General features: G+C 56.8%; 14 protein-coding genes. 7 read left to right on the forward strand and 7 right to left on the reverse strand.

Features of this window, described 5'->3' with window-relative positions; all coding sequences use genetic code 11:
• Window positions 1–9 precede the first annotated feature (9 nt).
• From AC1RL4_RS00890 to AC1RL4_RS00905, 4 genes are all read right to left on the reverse strand, one after another.
• Window positions 10–906: an aldehyde dehydrogenase family protein gene (locus AC1RL4_RS00890; RefSeq protein ID WP_304575834.1), complete on the reverse strand. Its 897-nt coding sequence runs from the start codon at window positions 904–906 to the stop codon at window positions 10–12.
• On the reverse strand, window positions 907–1,761 hold the full coding sequence (locus tag AC1RL4_RS00895) for an MFS transporter (protein ID WP_304575835.1): 855 nt from the start codon (window positions 1,759–1,761) through the stop codon (window positions 907–909).
• Window positions 1,762–1,937: 176 nt separating this feature from the next.
• Window positions 1,938–2,702, reverse strand: coding sequence for an SDR family NAD(P)-dependent oxidoreductase (locus AC1RL4_RS00900; protein ID WP_048392982.1), 765 nt, complete (start codon window positions 2,700–2,702; stop codon window positions 1,938–1,940).
• 91 nt (window positions 2,703–2,793) lie between these two features.
• A complete protein-coding gene (locus AC1RL4_RS00905) occupies window positions 2,794–4,173 on the reverse strand; it encodes an MmgE/PrpD family protein (protein ID WP_315865998.1) in 1,380 nt (459 codons plus the stop codon).
• A 168-nt stretch (window positions 4,174–4,341) separates the two neighbouring features.
• On the opposite strand from AC1RL4_RS00905, the gene AC1RL4_RS00910 reads away from it, so the two are divergent.
• Entirely contained in the window at window positions 4,342–5,280 is a 939-nt protein-coding gene (locus tag AC1RL4_RS00910) for a LysR family transcriptional regulator (protein ID WP_095058170.1), read from the forward strand.
• 135 nt (window positions 5,281–5,415) lie between these two features.
• On the opposite strand, the gene AC1RL4_RS00915 is transcribed toward AC1RL4_RS00910, so the two are convergent.
• Window positions 5,416–6,867 carry an NAD-dependent succinate-semialdehyde dehydrogenase gene (locus AC1RL4_RS00915; RefSeq protein ID WP_197679452.1) on the reverse strand — a complete coding sequence of 484 codons (1,452 nt, stop codon included), beginning with the start codon at window positions 6,865–6,867 and terminating at the stop codon, window positions 5,416–5,418.
• A 112-nt stretch (window positions 6,868–6,979) separates the two neighbouring features.
• The gene (locus AC1RL4_RS00920) at window positions 6,980–7,771 is read right to left on the reverse strand and encodes a hypothetical protein (protein ID WP_197679442.1); all 792 of its coding nucleotides are present in this window, start codon (window positions 7,769–7,771) and stop codon (window positions 6,980–6,982) included.
• Between the two features lie 582 nt (window positions 7,772–8,353).
• Between AC1RL4_RS00920 and AC1RL4_RS00925 the strand changes: the two genes are divergently transcribed.
• The 4 genes from AC1RL4_RS00925 to AC1RL4_RS00940 all read left to right on the forward strand — a co-directional run bounded on the left by AC1RL4_RS00925 (window position 8,354) and on the right by AC1RL4_RS00940 (window position 12,651).
• The gene (locus tag AC1RL4_RS00925) at window positions 8,354–9,178 is read left to right on the forward strand and encodes an SDR family NAD(P)-dependent oxidoreductase (RefSeq protein ID WP_493118898.1); all 825 of its coding nucleotides are present in this window, start codon (window positions 8,354–8,356) and stop codon (window positions 9,176–9,178) included.
• Between the two features lie 41 nt (window positions 9,179–9,219).
• On the forward strand, window positions 9,220–10,671 hold the full coding sequence (locus AC1RL4_RS00930; protein ID WP_304575838.1) for an aldehyde dehydrogenase family protein: 1,452 nt from the start codon (window positions 9,220–9,222) through the stop codon (window positions 10,669–10,671).
• Between the two features lie 92 nt (window positions 10,672–10,763).
• On the forward strand, window positions 10,764–11,552 hold the full coding sequence (locus AC1RL4_RS00935) for an HpcH/HpaI aldolase family protein (RefSeq protein WP_048392996.1): 789 nt from the start codon (window positions 10,764–10,766) through the stop codon (window positions 11,550–11,552).
• 121 nt (window positions 11,553–11,673) lie between these two features.
• Window positions 11,674–12,651, forward strand: a complete 978-nt coding sequence (locus tag AC1RL4_RS00940; RefSeq protein WP_095058173.1) for a ketopantoate reductase family protein — start codon at window positions 11,674–11,676, stop codon at window positions 12,649–12,651.
• Between the two features lie 146 nt (window positions 12,652–12,797).
• On the opposite strand, the gene AC1RL4_RS00945 is transcribed toward AC1RL4_RS00940, so the two are convergent.
• Window positions 12,798–13,691: a LysR family transcriptional regulator gene (locus tag AC1RL4_RS00945; protein ID WP_048392999.1), complete on the reverse strand. Its 894-nt coding sequence runs from the start codon at window positions 13,689–13,691 to the stop codon at window positions 12,798–12,800.
• A 189-nt stretch (window positions 13,692–13,880) separates the two neighbouring features.
• On the opposite strand from AC1RL4_RS00945, the gene AC1RL4_RS00950 reads away from it, so the two are divergent.
• Together AC1RL4_RS00950 and AC1RL4_RS00955 are read left to right on the forward strand one after the other, a co-directional pair.
• Window positions 13,881–14,555, forward strand: a complete 675-nt coding sequence (locus AC1RL4_RS00950) for an NADPH-dependent F420 reductase (RefSeq protein ID WP_048393001.1) — start codon at window positions 13,881–13,883, stop codon at window positions 14,553–14,555.
• Between the two features lie 16 nt (window positions 14,556–14,571).
• Window positions 14,572–16,212 carry a GMC family oxidoreductase gene (locus AC1RL4_RS00955; protein WP_095058174.1) on the forward strand — a complete coding sequence of 547 codons (1,641 nt, stop codon included), beginning with the start codon at window positions 14,572–14,574 and terminating at the stop codon, window positions 16,210–16,212.
• Window positions 16,213–16,268: the final 56 nt, after the last annotated feature.

The following is a 16,268-nucleotide window of genomic DNA, read 5'->3' on the forward strand; positions in this document are numbered from 1 at the left end:
GGTCATGCTTTAGCGTGGGATGAAATTGTTACCCGGACGCGCATCTGCAATCGAGATCATGAGACTTTTCGTCTCCAGGAACTCGTCGACGGCTTCGATCCCCATTTCGCGACCGATGCCTGAACGCTTCATGCCTCCAAACGGCATCATGTAGCTGTAGGTGCGGTAAGTGTTACCCCAGACGGTTCCAACCTCCAGTGCTTTGGACATCCTGAACAATCGTCCAGTATCGCGCGTCCAAACGCCTGCAGCCAATCCGTAAGGGATGTCGTTCGCGATCGAAATAGCTTCGGCTTCGTCTTCGAAGGCAATGACGGACAAGACTGGACCGAATACTTCTTCCTGGGCGATACGCATACCGTTTGAAACGCCGACAAATATTGTGGGCTCGACAAATTGGCCGCCCGTGAGGCCGGGTCCGGTTGCGGGCTTGCCACCCAGAATGCAATGCGCCCCTTCGCCCAGGGCGATCTCGATGTATTCCAGTACTTTTCGGTATTGTGGTGCGGTGGACATGGGACCCATTTGGGTGGCTGGATCCATGGGGTTACCGAGCCTCACGGACCGAGCGCTTTCGAGCAACCGCTCAGTGAAGGTTTCAAGAATCGAACTCTGCACCAACAGGCGTGAGCCTGCCGTGCACATTTGACCTCCGCCACCGAAGATACCGGAAACCGCCCCGGCAACGGCCAGCTCCAGGTCAGCGTCTTCGAAGACAATATTAGGCGATTTACCGCCCAGCTCCAGGGCGACTCGTTTCATATGGCGAGCAGCAGTTTCGTATACCTTTGTCCCGGTCAGATCAGAGCCGGTGAAGGTGACCATCGCAACGTCCGGGTGCTCGACGAGGGGCGCGCCGATATCCGAACCAAGTCCGGTTACCACATTGAGGACGCCATCCGGCAATTAAGGCACGGCAGAAATTAATCCGGTCTGCAGATCGCCAAGGCCAAATTCCTTGATGATCCTGGGAAGGAAAAAGCTTACGCCATAGGCGCCTACGACGATCGCGAAGTTGGCCAGCCCCAGCAGCAGAACCCGTGCGCTGGTCAATGCACGAAACAGGCTGTCATGGGGCAAAGGAGGGCAGGCGTCGGCATCCTCGGCCAGACGTGCAGCCAACGCTTGTTTCTCTTGAGGAGATAGCCAGGTTGCGTCGTGGGGGCGATCGGTCAAATACCGAAGAACGACGAACGAAAGAACAATCGCCGGCAGCGCCTCGAGAAAGAACATCCAGCGCCAGCCTGGAATGCCGAGGGTTCCGTCGAGCTCCAGAAGCACACCGGAGACCGGCCCCCCGAGTGATAGCGATATTGGAGCTGCGCACAGAAACGTTCCCATAACCCGGGCGCGATAACGGGCGGGGAACCAGAGTGTCACGAAGTAAGTGATTCCTGGGAAAAATCCTGCCTCTGCTGCGCCTAATAACAGGCGCAGAGCATAGAACTCCGTATCCGTGGTAACGAAGGCCATGGCCCCGGACATCAGGCCCCAGGTAAATAATATTCTCGCTATCCAACGTCGTGCACCATAGCGGGCCAGCATCAGATTGGAGGGGATCTCGAATAAAAAATAAGTCAGGAAAAACAGCCCGGCACCCAGCCCAAACGCGGCAGCGGTGAGGCCGATGTCTTTGCTCATGTGAAGTGCGGCGAATCCTACGTTTGCGCGATCCAGATAAGCGACGAAATAGCAGACAATCATTAACGGCATCAGTCGCCGAAATGCCTTTTTTGCCGCGGTGTCATCGGCAGTTGTCATGGTGTTCTCCCTTATTATTATTCAGCGTTGTTCTGCGCAGCGCCTGGATTGCTTAGGTCTTCTAAGGCTCTTTTTGGGGCCGCGATTCGCATGCGTATTGTTCGCCGGGCTGACGGCACTCTCCCTGCGTTTCTGATAGATAAACGCCATCGGGAGGTGCCGGTTTTAGCCCGGCGTTACACCGGCGGAATGCAGGCGGTCTGGCCTCCGTCGACGCTGACCACCGCTCCAGTCATGAAGCTTGCGTCATCGGTCAGCAGGAACGCGGCGACTGCTGCGATCTCTTCTGGTTCGCCTTCGCGACCGATCGCGTGCGCTGCTCGAATGCGCTTGGTCTTCTCGGGGTCTTCGAACATATAGGCGGTGAACGGAGTGCGGATCATCCCAGGTGCAATGGCATTCACGCGGATTCCGAAGGCTCCGAGTTCCGCGCCCATGGTGCGGGTGATGCCGGAAACGCCAAACTTCGACGCGACATAGGGCAAACGATTCGGAACGCCGAGGATGCCGGCACCTGAGGAAATGTTGACGATCGCGCGCGGGCTCTTGTCGTCTCGGACCGCGCGTGCGAAGGCTTGGCACATCAAGAACGTGCCATCCAGATTCACCGCCATCACTCTCTTCCAGTTTTCCAGATCGCAGTCGAGAACGTTGCCGACACCTTTGATCCCGGCACAATTGATCAGCCCATGCAGGTTGCCCAACTTGTTTTGAGCTTCAGCGACAAATGTTTTCGCCTGCTCGGGATCAGATACATCGAGTGCTGCTGCGTAAACCCGCTCGGGTTCATCGAACCGAGCCGCTATATCGTTGATTCGAGCCTGATCGATGTCCGCGATTGCGACGCTTGCACCTTCGTCGTACAAGCGTTGCACGCAAGCCGCGCCAATCCCGCTGGCTGCGCCCGTTATCAGAACTGCTCTGCCTTCGAACCGTTTCATGAATGCACCTCTTATTGTTGGATGAGTGACTAGATTTCAACGTTGGGAAAAGCAGTCGAACGTCCGGCTGCCGAGGAGGAAGCCTTTGCGGTTAGCTCAGTGCGTTCAGCAATTTGGCGCAGTCGTCCAAAGACTCCAGATTTCGCGCCATCTGCACAGCCGCATCGATGGCATCCGGTGCCACAGGATGTGCAGCGACCGAAGCGCAGTCCCGGAATTTTGAAATCAGTCGATCCCAGGGCAATGGCGTTTCCGGGCTGCCCGGGACGTTGTCGCCCTTGCGTTGCAGCCGTCGGCCGTCGCGCATGAGGATTTCCAGGCGGCCATCGGGGATCGTCACTTTCCAGTCCAGATCACTGTCCTCAATCGGAACGATTTTTTGCGCTAAAGCGAGCACTTCCGGATCGGCCAAGGCTGCCGAATTGAAATCGCTGATTCGGATTTCCCCGCGTGCCAGGGCCAAGGCAACGCAGTAAGGAAGACTGAATTTCGCATCCACGAGAGTTTTCGGGGCGCGGCGCACGTCGAGGGGAGTGCACATGCGCATATGGAAGTCGCCCACGTAGGCGTAGATCTGCTCGATCTCGCTGGCCTTGAGGGAATGTTCACGCATCATTTCAATCGCTGCGTGAATATAGGTATGCACGTTGCCGACCGCAGGCCAGGCTTTGTAGATCATCGAAGCGCCAAAAAATGTCTTGCCCAGTCCTTCAACCATTTTGGCGCGATCATATTCGCCGCCGAAGTAGACGTTGAAAATGCCGGCCTTGCCTTCGAACAGATCGTTGATTCCAGTTATCCCTCGCTCCGCCATCAGCGCTGCAAGCACTGCGCCTTGGGCTGTGAACCCTGCGTACATGCCGCGCAGATCACTGCCGATACCGAAGATGACTTCCATTGTCCCGGCAGACTGCATGCTCGCAATGCCGAGGGCATGAGCAAGTTGTTTTGCATTCAGTCCCAGAATCTGGCCCGCAGCTGCGGCGGCGGAAAACACTCCGAGGACAGAGGAGAGGTTCCAATCCTGCTTCCAGCGCACGTTGCATCGCAGCCGGACGAAAAGGTCCTCGCCCAGGGCTACCGCAGTGATCAGGTCCATGCCGCTGACACCGCCCTTGTGCTGTGCGATGGCGAGAACGGCAGGTACCACGGAACTGTCAGGGTGCGCACCCCATGGGGTCTGGTTGTCGTAATCCAAGCAGTGGGCCATTACCCCGTTGGCGAAGGCGGCCATCGGGGCAGGAACTTTGCTGTTGAATCCCAGGACGGAGCAGTCTGGACGTCCGCCGCCGTTCAGCACGATATCGGCTACGCCTTGGACTGCAGGCTCCATTCCGCTGCCGGCAAGGATGACGCCCAAGGTGTCCAGAATGGATTTTTTGGCCGCCTCAATGGCTTCAGCAGGTAGATTTTCATAGCGGGTATTAGCGACATGACGCGCAATTTCATGGCTTAAATCGATCGTTGACATAGTGGCGCTTTCACTCGGGGAAATTGTTATTGGGACCTTCCTTGAGCACCTGTGCAGCCCGTCCGTGGGCTTAGTGAGCGCCTTCAATCTGCCGGTGAGACTTACAATCAACAAGCAATGAATTACGGACTATCATTAAGCAAAACTGGATAATCAAAGGGCCGCCCGATGCCGCATCCACGTTTCACCCCGCGTCAGCTGGCTGCGTTCGTTGCTGTGGCGCAGGCAAGAAGTTTTCGCAAAGCTGGTGAGCAACTGAGTCTTTCAAGTTCTGCGGTCAGCCAGTTGGTAGGTGATCTGGAGTTGGCTCTAGAGCTTCGTTTATTTGATCGAACGACGCGCAGCGTCGTCCTTTCCCCGGCAGGTAGGGAGTTTCTTCCTTCAGCCACGAGCGTTCTCAAACACATGCAATTGGCACAGAACGCCGCTGACGACATCTGCAACAGGGCTTCAGGTGTCGTTCGGATTGCAGCTCCACTGATCATGGCCAGTTCGGTGCTTCCAGCGTTGATCAAGGAGTACACCCGGACGCGGCCTAAGCTTGTAATTCGTATACGCGACGCACCCGTGGATGGCCTGGTAGATAGGGTGAGCAATGCAGACGCCGATTTTGCTATCGGCGCAGATCAGCCGGTGGGAGATGACATTGTGCGCAAGGATCTTTTCAAGAGTCCCTGGGTGCTGTGGTGCTCGGCAAGCCATCCGCTCGCGGGATATCAAAGCATTCCGTGGAGCCAGTTAAGGCATCAACCGCTTGTTGTCGCGGGTCGCGACTATGAACGCACCGTCGCGCTCACTCACGGGGGACAGTTCGAGCAAGGACGAATCATCCCCGTGGACATTGTTGAGAATGTCAGTACGGCGTTGGGGATTGCAGCACAGGGCATGGCAGCCACACTGGGCCCGGCATACGTGGGATTACTGGCCCGACTACTCGGGTTGACGATGCGGCCGATTGTTCAGCCGGAAGTCACCAGGCAGGTGTGTATTTACCATTCAAGCACACGTGCGATGTCTCCGGCAGCACAAGGTTTCTGTGAGTTTTTGGAGGAGCAGCTCAAAGGCAACGACGAGCTGGGGGTAGGAGGCGTTTGGCGATTGAGGTGACGCGTTTTCGAGGCGAACATGAGCCTTCGCGCATCACGAATTGGCAGGGTTGATATGTGGTCAGCAAAATAGCCGTCGTAGGGCTTCGGGCGCATAACGCGCCCGCGCTTTTAGAGAATGGCGAGGCCTATTGGCTTACAGGCCGCCCAGCGCCATGTATTTAATTTCGAGGTATTCCTCGATACCGTTATGGCCGCCTTCCCGACCCAGGCCGCTTTCCTTGACACCACCAAAAGGTACTTCAGGGGTGGAGATCAAGCCTTCGTTGATACCGACGATGCCGTACTCCAAAGCTTCCGCCACACGGAAAACGCGGCCCAGGTCTCGGGCGTAAAAGTAGCTCGCCAGGCCAAACGGTGTGTCGTTTGCTAGATCGATCGCTTCTTTTTCAGTCGAGAAGCGGAACAGCGGGGCGACCGGGCCAAAGGTCTCATCGCGGAAGATCAACGCATCTTTCGGCACATTGGCCAGCACAGTAGGTTGGAAGAAGTTGCCACCCCTTGCGTGTCGGGCACCACCAGTGATGACCGATGCACCTTTGGCCAGGGCATCGTTGATGTGCTGTTCGACCTTGAGCACTGATGCCTGGTTGATCAGCGGTCCTTGGGTGGCTCCCTCTTCCATGCCATCCGCCACGAACAAGGCTTCCACGGCGACTTTCAATTTTTCGGTGAAGGCATCGTAGACGCCATCCTGAACCAGAATGCGGTTCGCACATACACAGGTTTGGCCGGTGTTACGGAACTTGGACGCCATGACGCCTTTGACCGCCTCATCCAGGTTCGCATCGTCGAAAACGATGAAAGGCGCATTGCCCCCGAGCTCCATGGATGTTTTCTTGATGGTCTTGGCGCATTGCTCCAGCAGCACACGGCCCACTTCGGTAGATCCGGTGAAAGACAGCTTGCGTACGATCGGGTTGCCGGTCAGTTCGCCACCGGTCGCACCTGAAGGGCCGGTGATGACATTACAAACGCCTTTGGGCATGCCGGCGCGCTCGGCGAGCGCTGCAATGGCAAGGGCAGAAAAAGGCGTCTGCGAGGCGGGGCGAATAATCCCGGTGCAGCCTGCCGACCAGCCGGGGCCAGCTTTACGGGTGATCATCGCTGACGGGAAATTCCACGGCGTGATCGCAGCGAAAACCCCGATCGGCTCTTTGGTGATCAAGACACGCCGGCCCGGCACGTGCCCAGGCATGGTTTCGCCATACACGCGGCGCCCTTGCTCGGCAAACCACTCCAGGAAACCAGCCGAATATTCGATCTCTCCCTTGGCTTCCGCCCAGGGTTTGCCTTGCTCGGCCGTCATGATGGTAGCCAGGTCGTCTTTGTGGATCAGCATCAGTTCGCCGATTCGACGAATGATTGCGCCACGAGCCTTGGCAGTCATGGCGCGCCAGGCCGGGAGCGCTGCTCCGGCGGCCTCGATTGCCCGGCGGGTTTCTTCCGCGCCCATGGATGGGACAGTGCCTACGAGCTCACCTGTCGAAGGATTGCGTACCTCAATCACGGCACCGCTATCGGCGGACACCCACTGACCGTTGATGTAGTTCTGGTTTCTCAGCAGCTCAGGGTCGTTGAGGGTGATCTTATTGTTTGCATTAGACATTGGAGTATCCCTTGAATAATTATTTGCAGTCCTATCCGACCGCAGCGCTGTTTACGAGCTGCTCACAGCACAAGCCGCGCGGCTATCGTCTTTAGAATTGCGGGAAGACCACACAAAGCAGCTCGGTTGGTTCGAGCGCGCGCATGGCGACGGGACCTTCGTTTGCCAGCAATTCAAAGCCGGTCTCAGGGCCATATTCATCATTGCCAACGGCGAGTCGGCCTTTTGTGAGATAGAGAACCTGGAGGGAAGGGTGCTGGCCGGCCCCGAACACAGCGTTTGCGTCCAGTCGAACAAAACCGATGCGCATGTTTCGTTCGGTAAAGGTGCCGAGCCACTTGACCGAGACACCTTCCGAACCTTCTGGCAGCCAGTCAAAGGCATCGGGGTTCATTGCGATCACATCGGTATAGCGAGGCTCGGCGAACTGCAATTTGCGCCCGGTCGCATGTTCGAAGCAGGCATCGGAGCCGTCCATGCTTTGCTCGTTGCCGTTCTCATCCTTCCAGTAGTAAAGGCCTTTCCTGAACTCGCCTTTCTCGTTGAGGATCGCATTTGTCGCTTCACGCTGGGCGACGCTCAGGTAGCCGAAGCCGCTGGCGCCGCCGAGTTGCAGCACGAGCGTCTCAAGCCCCTCGGAACGATCTTGAGGACCGTAGGGAACGCTTTCCGGGAAGTAACCCACCCAGCCTTGTTTGAGAAACTGGTTCTCGCCGTAAGGCAGGACGCCTTTGATGACGTAGCGGATCTGATCGAAATTATGACGATGGCGTGGCGTTCTCCAGCCCCCGGAGCCAGCCCGACCCATGTTCAAGTCGTAGTTGTTGGGTGAACCGTCTTCGCCAAACAGCAGATGCTTTTGCGCGAGCTTGCCTTCACGCATGGTTCCAACCATTTCACTGTTCGTGTCTGCAGCCTTGCCTACTCGCATTTTTCATTCCTCGTTTAACTGAATGTTGGTCGTGGCTGGATTATTCAATCCTGTCAGCGGGATGTTTTTCGGCGCCCGTGTAGTGATGGGAACCCCAAGATCGATTTGTGACCACGGATTAAATATATCCCGCACTGTGAGATATGGTCAAATTTTGAATTGGGCGGGAGGACAAGCTGGCGTTGTCGGCTTTTTCATTGGTGCTTCACGGTAGAGATGAGCTCTATAAAGGCGGTATGAGCTGGAGTAGGGACGTTAATAAAGCTTTTTTAGTCGGAATCCTAGGATGTCGATTGGCTTGACAAATCCCACAATTCGACATAATTCTATTCGCAGGTTGGTGGTTTCATCGTTTTGCATCAATCGTCGATGACCGGGACTTTTGGGGGGAGGGCGGGCAGTTGCCGGTCAGCCCCCTTGATCAGCGGTTGAGGGCGAGCAGGATGTTTGGGTTCTGCCAGGGCCAAGCGTGACTCACAACAACTTAAAAAAAGGTCCCTGTGGCCTCACAAAAAATTCAATCCAGGAATAGACATGAGCGAATCATCCATTACCCACGCCCCCGCCGACTCCGGCGTTCCGCTGCAGGCCCGTGATTTCAGCGTCAAGGAACTGGTTGTGATCATCACCGGTGCGGGCCAGGGCATTGGCCGAGAACTGGCCCGGCAGTACGCGGCGGCAGGTGCCTTTCCGGTTATCGCTGATCTGAATCTCGACAAGGCGGCTTCGGTCGTGCAAGAAATTGAGGTCGCGGGTGGTCAGGCCTTGGCAGTGCAAGTCGACGTGGGTGACAAGGCCTCGGTTGACGCCATGGTCGCGCAGGTCCTGAAGGTTCATGGGCGTATCGACGTCTTGATCAACAATGCATCCATTTTCGCAGCCTTGGAAAAATGCGCGTTCGATCAAATTCCATATCAACAATGGCAGAAGGTCCTGCACGTCAATATCACTGGGACCTATCTGTGCGTATGCGCCGTTGCTCAGGCCATGCGTGACGCGAAATTCGGCCGAATCATCAATATTTCCTCAGACGCCGTGCCCCGCGGCACGATGAATTACCTGCACTACGTCACGTCGAAATCGGCGCTGATCGGCATGACCAACTCGCTTGCTCGAGAGCTCGGACCACACGGCATCACTGTGAACTGCATTCGTCCCGGTAGCGTTGCCACGGAAGTGGAGCGGGTCGCCAATCCCACAGTTGAGCTGCGTCAGCGCGCGGCAGCCTTGCAGTGCATTTCCCGTGGAATGCTGCCCACCGACCTTGTCGGAATCATGTTGTTCCTGGCCACCCCGGCGGCGTCGTTCATCACCGGCCAGACCATTGCCTGTGATGGCGGCTACACCCACAGCAGCTGATTCCAGACGCTCGCCGCATACCAGTTGGAGGCACCCGCAAGATGAAGGATTACGCCAAGTTCTATATCGACGGTGAATGGGTAGAGTCCGCAACGCCCCATCGGCAGGAGTTGATTGACCCGACCACTGAAGAGGTGTTTGCGACAGTCGCCATGGCGACCGTTGAGGAGGTGGACACCGCGGTTGCCGCGGCTCGACGGGCATTCAAAAGCTACTCGCAGTCTTCCCTCGATGAGCGTTACGACCTGATCAACCGCATCATCGAAGCCTACGAACTGCGCGTCGATGATTTTGTCCTGGCCATTGCGCAAGAGGTGGGTATTCCTCGTAGCGCTCGGGCTCAGGTCATGGGGCCAATCGAACACATGAAGGTGGCTCGGGACCTGCTGAAAACCTATGAGTTCGAAGCTCGGATTGGCAACACGATCGTTCGCCGCGAACCCCTGGGCGTGTGTGCGCTGATCTCACCGTGGAACTGGCCAATTCAGACAACCGTCATCAAGTTGATCTATGCGTTGGCCGCTGGTTGCACGGTCGTGTCCAAGTCCAGTATCAATTCTCCGGTCAGCGCTATTTTGCTGACAGAGGTGCTGGATGCCGCGGGCGTACCCAAGGGCGTTTTCAACATGCTCAACGGCTCGGGGCGAGTGATTGGCGAGGCGATGTCGAGGCATCCCGATGTCGACATGGTTTCCTTCACGGGCTCGACCGGTGCCGGTGCGCAGGTAGGCGAGGCAGCTGCACGCACCATCAAGCGCGTGTGTCTGGAGCTGGGCGGGAAGTCGGCGAATATCGTGCTGCGAGACGCCGATCTCGAAAAGGCCGCACGTTGGAACGTACAGCGTTGCTTCTTCAATACGGGGCAATCGTGCCACGCACCGAGCCGCATGCTGGTGCATGAAAGCCAAGTGGAGCAGATCATTCCGTTCCTGGCTGACGAAGCAAACCAGTTCCGTCTAGGGGATCCGCGTGATCCTTCCACAACGATGGGCCCGATTGTCAGCCAGGCTCAATTCAATAGCATTCAGCGTCACATCCAGGCGGGAATCGATGAAGGTGCACGGTTGATCGCTGGCGGTCCGGGACGCCCCGAAGGCTTTGAGCGTGGCTTCTTCACTCGCCCTACCGTGTTTGTCGACGTGACGCCGGACATGAGTATTTGCCGCGAAGAGATTTTCGGACCGGTCCTGGTGGTGGTGCCCTATTCCTCCGAGGCGCAGGCACTGGAAATCGCCAATGACTCGCCTTATGGATTGGGTGGCTATGTATTTGGCGGGGACCGGCGCAAAGCCTATGAGTTTGCCAGCGGCCTGCGGGCCGGGCGTGTTTGCTTCAATGGCGCGGCGACTAACTCTTTGACCCCAATGGGGGGTTACAAGCAATCCGGAATCGGTCGCTCGATGGGGGTATTTGGGTTGGAAGAGTACCTGGAAATCAAGTCGGTCTATGGCTTTGAAGAAGAGGCCGCGACGCTACCGTCATTGAAGGCCTGATACCCATGCTCCATCCAGGGCCACGGCACTACTGTGCACAGCCCTGGCAATAGTGCAGTGCTTGCCTATGAATCTTTTCAGAGAACAAAAACATGAATGCTTCGAATGCGTCACTCAGAAACGGGGTCAAAGAAAAGCTCGCCAGGGGCGAGACGGTGTATTCGATGACATCTCGGCTCGTCAGAACCTTTGACATCGCCAGCATTGCCTATACGGCAGGTTTCGATTCGATCTACATCGACATGGAACACAGCAGCTATTCCCTGGAAGCTGCTGGGCAAGTATGCATGGCGTGTCTCGGTCTGGACGTAACTCCATTCGTGCGCGTGCCCAGCACAGACCCGCACTTCATCGCGCGCGTGCTTGACTCCGGCGCCTTGGGCATCATTGTTCCAAGTGTGCAGTCGGCGGAAGATGCCAGGGCTATCGTACGAGCGGCCAAGCATGCCCCGCTGGGCGAACGGTCGGTGGCCGGCGCGCCGCCGCAATTTCACTATCGATCCCTGCCCGCAGTAGACGCTACGCAGCAACTCGACGACGCGACGATGATTATTGCCATGATCGAATCGTTGGAAGGTCTTGAAGCGGTTGAGGAAATCGCAGCAGTAGAAGGCGTCGACATCCTGCTGGTGGGGGCCAACGACCTCAGCAGCGCCCTCGGTGTGTCTGGCGAGATGGACCATGAACTGGTGCGTAACGCCTACAGGCGCGTGTTGAATGCCTGTCTGGCGAACAATAAGGTTCTCGGTGTAGGAGGGTTGGGCAGCCGGCCCGACTTGATCAAAGAGCTCGTGGCGTTGGGCGCACGATATGTTTCAACCGGCAACGACATCTCATTTCTTCTCGCGGCGGCGATACAGAAACGCCAACAGTTTGCATAACCCGGCTGATCTGCAGCTAAGCCTCAACAACTATCGGTACTGCACGAACGTAGGGTGACTCAAGGCGTCCGTGCGTGATGCCTTGATTCGCCCGCTGGAGTGCGTGCAGCGGAGCAGAAGAATGAAAGTTTGCATTTACGGAGCCGGCGCTGTCGGCGGGCATATTGCAGCGAGACTTGCTGAGGGGGGAGCCGAGGTTTCTCTGGTCGCTCGGGGAGAGCATTTGGCTGCTATCCGCGCAAATGGATTGCGCGTGGAAACAAAGGATGGCGTTTTCGTGAGTCAGCCAGTGGCCACCGATGATCCCTCATCGCTGGGTCGACAGGACGTCGTGGTTGTATCGGTCAAGGCACCAGCGCTTCCCGGGATTGTGGCAGGTATCAAGCCATTATTGGGCGATGAAACGTTGGTGTTGTTCGCCTTGAATGGCATTCCCTGGTGGTACCTGCAAGGCCAAGGAGGAATGCTTGAGGGGGCATCACTTCCTCGGATCGATCCGCAATCGCTCCTGACGGCTGCCATTGCCCCCGAGCGCGTAGTGGGTGCGGTCGCTTATACCGCTTGCACGGTTACCGCGCCGGGAGTGATCAAGGCGGAAAATCCACGTAACCGGCTCATTCTCGGGCGCCCGGATGGGAAATCGGATGCGCGCCTGGATGCTTTGGCCGAGTGTTTGATCAGAGGGGGGCTGGAAATTGAAGTCACCGACAGGATACGGGACGCTATCTGGACTAAGCTGGTCATCAATCTGACGGGTGGATCGCTGGCCATTCTGACTGCGTCGACGATGAAGCAAGCCCTGGCTAGCCCAGCAATTTCGAAAACTGCCCAGGCTATGGCAAACGAGGCTGCCTCGATTGCTCGGAAGCTGGGATGCGACCCGGGAGATGTCGAGGAGGGGCTTCGTCGATTGGCCGTTTCGACGCATAAACAAAGCATTCTTCAAGACCTCGAGCTGGGGCGCTCAATGGAAGTCGACACGATACTCAGGGCCCCGCTGGAGCTCGCACGGCTGGCTGATGTCGAGACGCCTGCGCTTGATCTGGTGGTTGACCTGGCTGTGCAGCGGGCGAAAGCCGCCGGTCTGTACGACAACTAAGTTCGGTAAAGCCCGCGCCGATGCCCGGCGCGGCAACCTCATTAGTGATTGGTATGAGTCGGTCTCTACTGATCGGGACCTGCCCCTGAGTGCCCCTGCATGGCACTTTCAGATGCGAAGAAGGAAGAGGCTCAGAGCGTCGGTGACTATCCGGGGTACCGTAACTCATCGATTAGAACCTGCATCGCCCGAGACTTCTCGCGCTCGCTTGAGTAGTAAAGGTGCAGTCCCGGAAATGTTCTCCACCAGGCTTCCATGACAGGGACCAGGGTGCCATCAACCAGATGGGGATGGGCGATGTCCTCGGGAACATAGGCCAGTCCGAAACCCGATACAGCGGCATCCAAAATCTGATTGATGCCATTGAATACGAGCCTGCCTTTGACTCTCGTATTGATTTCCTGGCCGTCTTTTTCCAGCTCCCACGCGTACAGGCCTCCACGTGTTGGCAGGCGCATATTTATACATTCATGTTCCATGAGGTCCTGAGGTCTGGTGGGCATGGCACGAGACTCCATGTAGGACGGCGCGCCCACCATTACAAAACGCATGTCGGGAGCGATACGAACGGCTTCGATCCCGTTTGCCAATCCGTCCCCGAGCCGGATGCCAAAGTCGAAATGGTCGGCCACGATGTCCGTCAAGCCATAGTCGATAACGACTTCTACACTTATTTGTGGGTATTTCGGCAGGGCTTGCGCCAATTTCGGCCAAAGAACCGTTTCGATGACATGGTCGGTTGCGGTGATGCGAATGTTACCGGCGGGGGTGTCGCCAAGTTCGGCCACGGCGATCAGTTCGGTTTCGATTTCCCGTAACCGCGGTTCAACGGTATTGAGCAGACGTTCACCGGCCTCGGTAACGGATACGCTGCGGGTCGTTCGAGTGAGCAGACGTACCCCGACCCGAGCTTCCAGTCTCTGGATGCTATGACTGAGCATCGATTGAGAGATTCCCAGCTGGGAGGCCGCTCGCGTGAAACTTTGCTCTCGTGCAACTGCAATGAGCGCGAGCAGGTCGCTGTAGTGTTCCTTTGCCATTCATCATTCTCTGCGTGGGGGCGAATACTGTATCAGCTCAAGCGCCCGCGCCAAGGATCTATGTTCATGAGCTGGCCATGCCGATCGTGTAGGGGATTAATCAATTTGGATCATACCTCTATTCGCCGTCGAGCCTTTCACCCGAACGCCATCCGTGTTTTTAATCGAAAAAATAGCAAGAGGCCTTTCATGAGAATCGGAATCCTGGGCTCCGGCCGAATGGGCAGTCATCTGGGCACCATGTTCGCCCGGGTTGGCCATGAGGTCTCCTTCAGTTACTCGCGTAATCAGCAGAAACTTTCCGATCTGGCTGCGTCGGCAGGTAAAAATGCACAGGCCAGCACACCGGCAGACGCGGCATTAAATGCTGACTTGGTCCTCCTGGCTGTGCATTGGCTTCAAGTGCCTGACGTCCTCAGCCAGGTGGATGACTTGAGCGGCAAAATCGTCATGACCTGCTGCAATCCTTTAAACGAAGAGGACACCGAGCTTGTCATCGGCCACACGATTTCCGGTGCGGAAACGCTGGCACAGATGATACCTGGGGCCCATGTCGTTGCGGCCTTCCAGTCGACGCCCAGTGAAGTTCTGTTCGATGTGTTCGCGGCCAGGGGCGAGGCGTTACGTCCCAGTTTGATCTTCTGTGGCGAGGACGAAGCCAGTAAAGCCACAGTTTCGGATCTTATCAGTCAGGTGGGCTTTGATCCGGTGGACGCTGGGGCTCTGAAGGTTGCCCGTTATATAGAGCCTTTCGCGATGCTCTCCGCAGTGTTGGCTTACGAAACGGACCAGGGGCCCGAATGGGCTTATCGCTTCGAGCGTTTTGACAGGTTGTTCAAAGGCACTTCCCGCGTCGGGAAATAGCGGGAGGAGCGGGTACATGCAGATTTATGATTACATCGTTGTCGGTGCCGGTTCTTCGGGCTGTCCGGTTGCGCGCGGTTTGTCTGACGATCCCCGGAACAACGTCCTGCTTATTGAGGCGGGACCTGCTTCAGATCGTTTCTGGGTCAATACGCCCGCGGGAATGGGCAAGCTCTATTTCAATAAGTCATTGAACTGGAATTTCCGCACCTCGCCAATGGAGAAGCTTCAAGGGCGTCGGATGTACTGGCCTAGGGGCAAATTGCTCGGTGGATCCAGCTCCATCAACGGCATGGTATTCATCCGAGGTCACCAAAAAGATTTTGACGGCTGGCGTGCCTTGGGCAACCCAGGCTGGGGGTATGAAGATGTCTTGCCGTATTTCAAAAAGATGGAGCACTTTGAGCGGGGCGGCGATGAATATCGCGGAGCGAATGGTCCGCTATGGATCAGTGATCCGGTCGTCAAAGAAAAGAGTAGCTACGATTTTATAGAGGCCGCTAACCGTATCGGTATCCCGGTGACCGAGGACATGAACGGCGCCTTGCACGATGGCGTAGGTTTCATGCAGCACAACATCCAGGACGGGCAACGGATGTCGACTTACCGGGCATTTATCGAGCCTGTCATTGAACGGCCGAACCTGACGGTTCGAACCGGATGCGAGCTGCAGCGCGTTTTATTCGAGGGGCGTACCGCTGTCGGTATAGAGGTTTTGAAGAGTGGCCGTTTGGAGCGTATCTATGCGGCGCGCGAAGTGATTCTGTCAGCAGGCTCGCTGAAGACACCGCAGATGCTGATGTTGTCCGGCATCGGCCCAAGGGCTGAACTGGAAAAACACGCAATTCCCGAAGTTCTGAATTCCCCAGGAGTAGGGCAAAACCTGCAGGATCATTTTTATATTCACACAGCCTTCCGTTGCACCCCAGACAGTTCGTACAACGCCAACCTCGTAGGCCTGCGAAAGTACTGGGAAGGCTTCCGTTACCTGATGACCCGCAAAGGGTATCTTGCCCTTGGCTCTTCCCAGGTCGCGGCGTTTGTTAAAAGTAGCCCGGACGAGGACTACGCTGATCTCCAAATCAGCTTTCGGCCCATGACCTTTCAATACTTCCCTGACGGCACGGTTGACGTTGAAAAGCATCCCGGGCTCGGGGTGTCGGTCTATCAGTTGCGTCCCAGCACCACGGGAACAGTGACGCTGCGCTCAACCAACCCGTCTGACCCGGCCGATTACACACCAAATTTCCTGAGCAGCGATTACGACATCAATGCCGTGATCAGTGGTGTGCGCTGGATACGCAAAATCATGAACAGCGAGCCCATCAAGTCTCGCGTGGTTTCGGAAGAATTGCCGGGGCCCCACATTCGTACCGATGAAGATATCTACAACTATCTGGTCGAAACCGGCAATTCGGCCCACCACCAGGGCGGCACCTGCAAGATGGGTAACGACGCGATGGCGGTGGTGGACGAACGACTGCGTGTCCGCGGTATCGAGCGACTGCGGGTGGTGGATGCCTCGATCATGCCATTCATCACGTCGGGCAACACCAATGCGCCGTCCATCATGATTGGTGTGAAAGCCGCCGACCTGATTCGTGAAGATGCAATGGCTCGCCGGGCAAGCAGTTCGCCGGTCGAAACTGTTGGTTGAATCGGCGGGTACCGTGTTGCCACCTGTCACGAAAATCCTCACCGAATAACAACAAC

The organism is Pseudomonas sp. GW822-FHT07A10, from assembly GCF_058798795.1.

Excerpts from the sequence above, each read along its gene's own strand:
- AC1RL4_RS00895 (WP_304575835.1), bottom strand. The coding sequence starts at position 1,761 with ATGACAACTGCCGATGACACCGCGGCAAAAAAGGCATTTCGGCGACTG.
- AC1RL4_RS00900 (WP_048392982.1), bottom strand. The coding sequence starts at position 2,702 with ATGAAACGGTTCGAAGGCAGAGCAGTTCTGATAACGGGCGCAGCCAGC.
- AC1RL4_RS00905 (WP_315865998.1), bottom strand. The coding sequence starts at position 4,173 with ATGTCAACGATCGATTTAAGCCATGAAATTGCGCGTCATGTCGCTAAT.
- AC1RL4_RS00910 (WP_095058170.1), top strand. The coding sequence starts at position 4,342 with ATGCCGCATCCACGTTTCACCCCGCGTCAGCTGGCTGCGTTCGTTGCT.
- AC1RL4_RS00920 (WP_197679442.1), bottom strand. The coding sequence starts at position 7,771 with ATGCGTGAAGGCAAGCTCGCGCAAAAGCATCTGCTGTTTGGCGAAGAC.
- AC1RL4_RS00925 (WP_493118898.1), top strand. The coding sequence starts at position 8,354 with ATGAGCGAATCATCCATTACCCACGCCCCCGCCGACTCCGGCGTTCCG.
- AC1RL4_RS00930 (WP_304575838.1), top strand. The coding sequence starts at position 9,220 with ATGAAGGATTACGCCAAGTTCTATATCGACGGTGAATGGGTAGAGTCC.
- AC1RL4_RS00935 (WP_048392996.1), top strand. The coding sequence starts at position 10,764 with ATGAATGCTTCGAATGCGTCACTCAGAAACGGGGTCAAAGAAAAGCTC.
- AC1RL4_RS00940 (WP_095058173.1), top strand. The coding sequence starts at position 11,674 with ATGAAAGTTTGCATTTACGGAGCCGGCGCTGTCGGCGGGCATATTGCA.
- AC1RL4_RS00945 (WP_048392999.1), bottom strand. The coding sequence starts at position 13,691 with ATGGCAAAGGAACACTACAGCGACCTGCTCGCGCTCATTGCAGTTGCA.
- AC1RL4_RS00950 (WP_048393001.1), top strand. The coding sequence starts at position 13,881 with ATGAGAATCGGAATCCTGGGCTCCGGCCGAATGGGCAGTCATCTGGGC.
- AC1RL4_RS00955 (WP_095058174.1), top strand. The coding sequence starts at position 14,572 with ATGCAGATTTATGATTACATCGTTGTCGGTGCCGGTTCTTCGGGCTGT.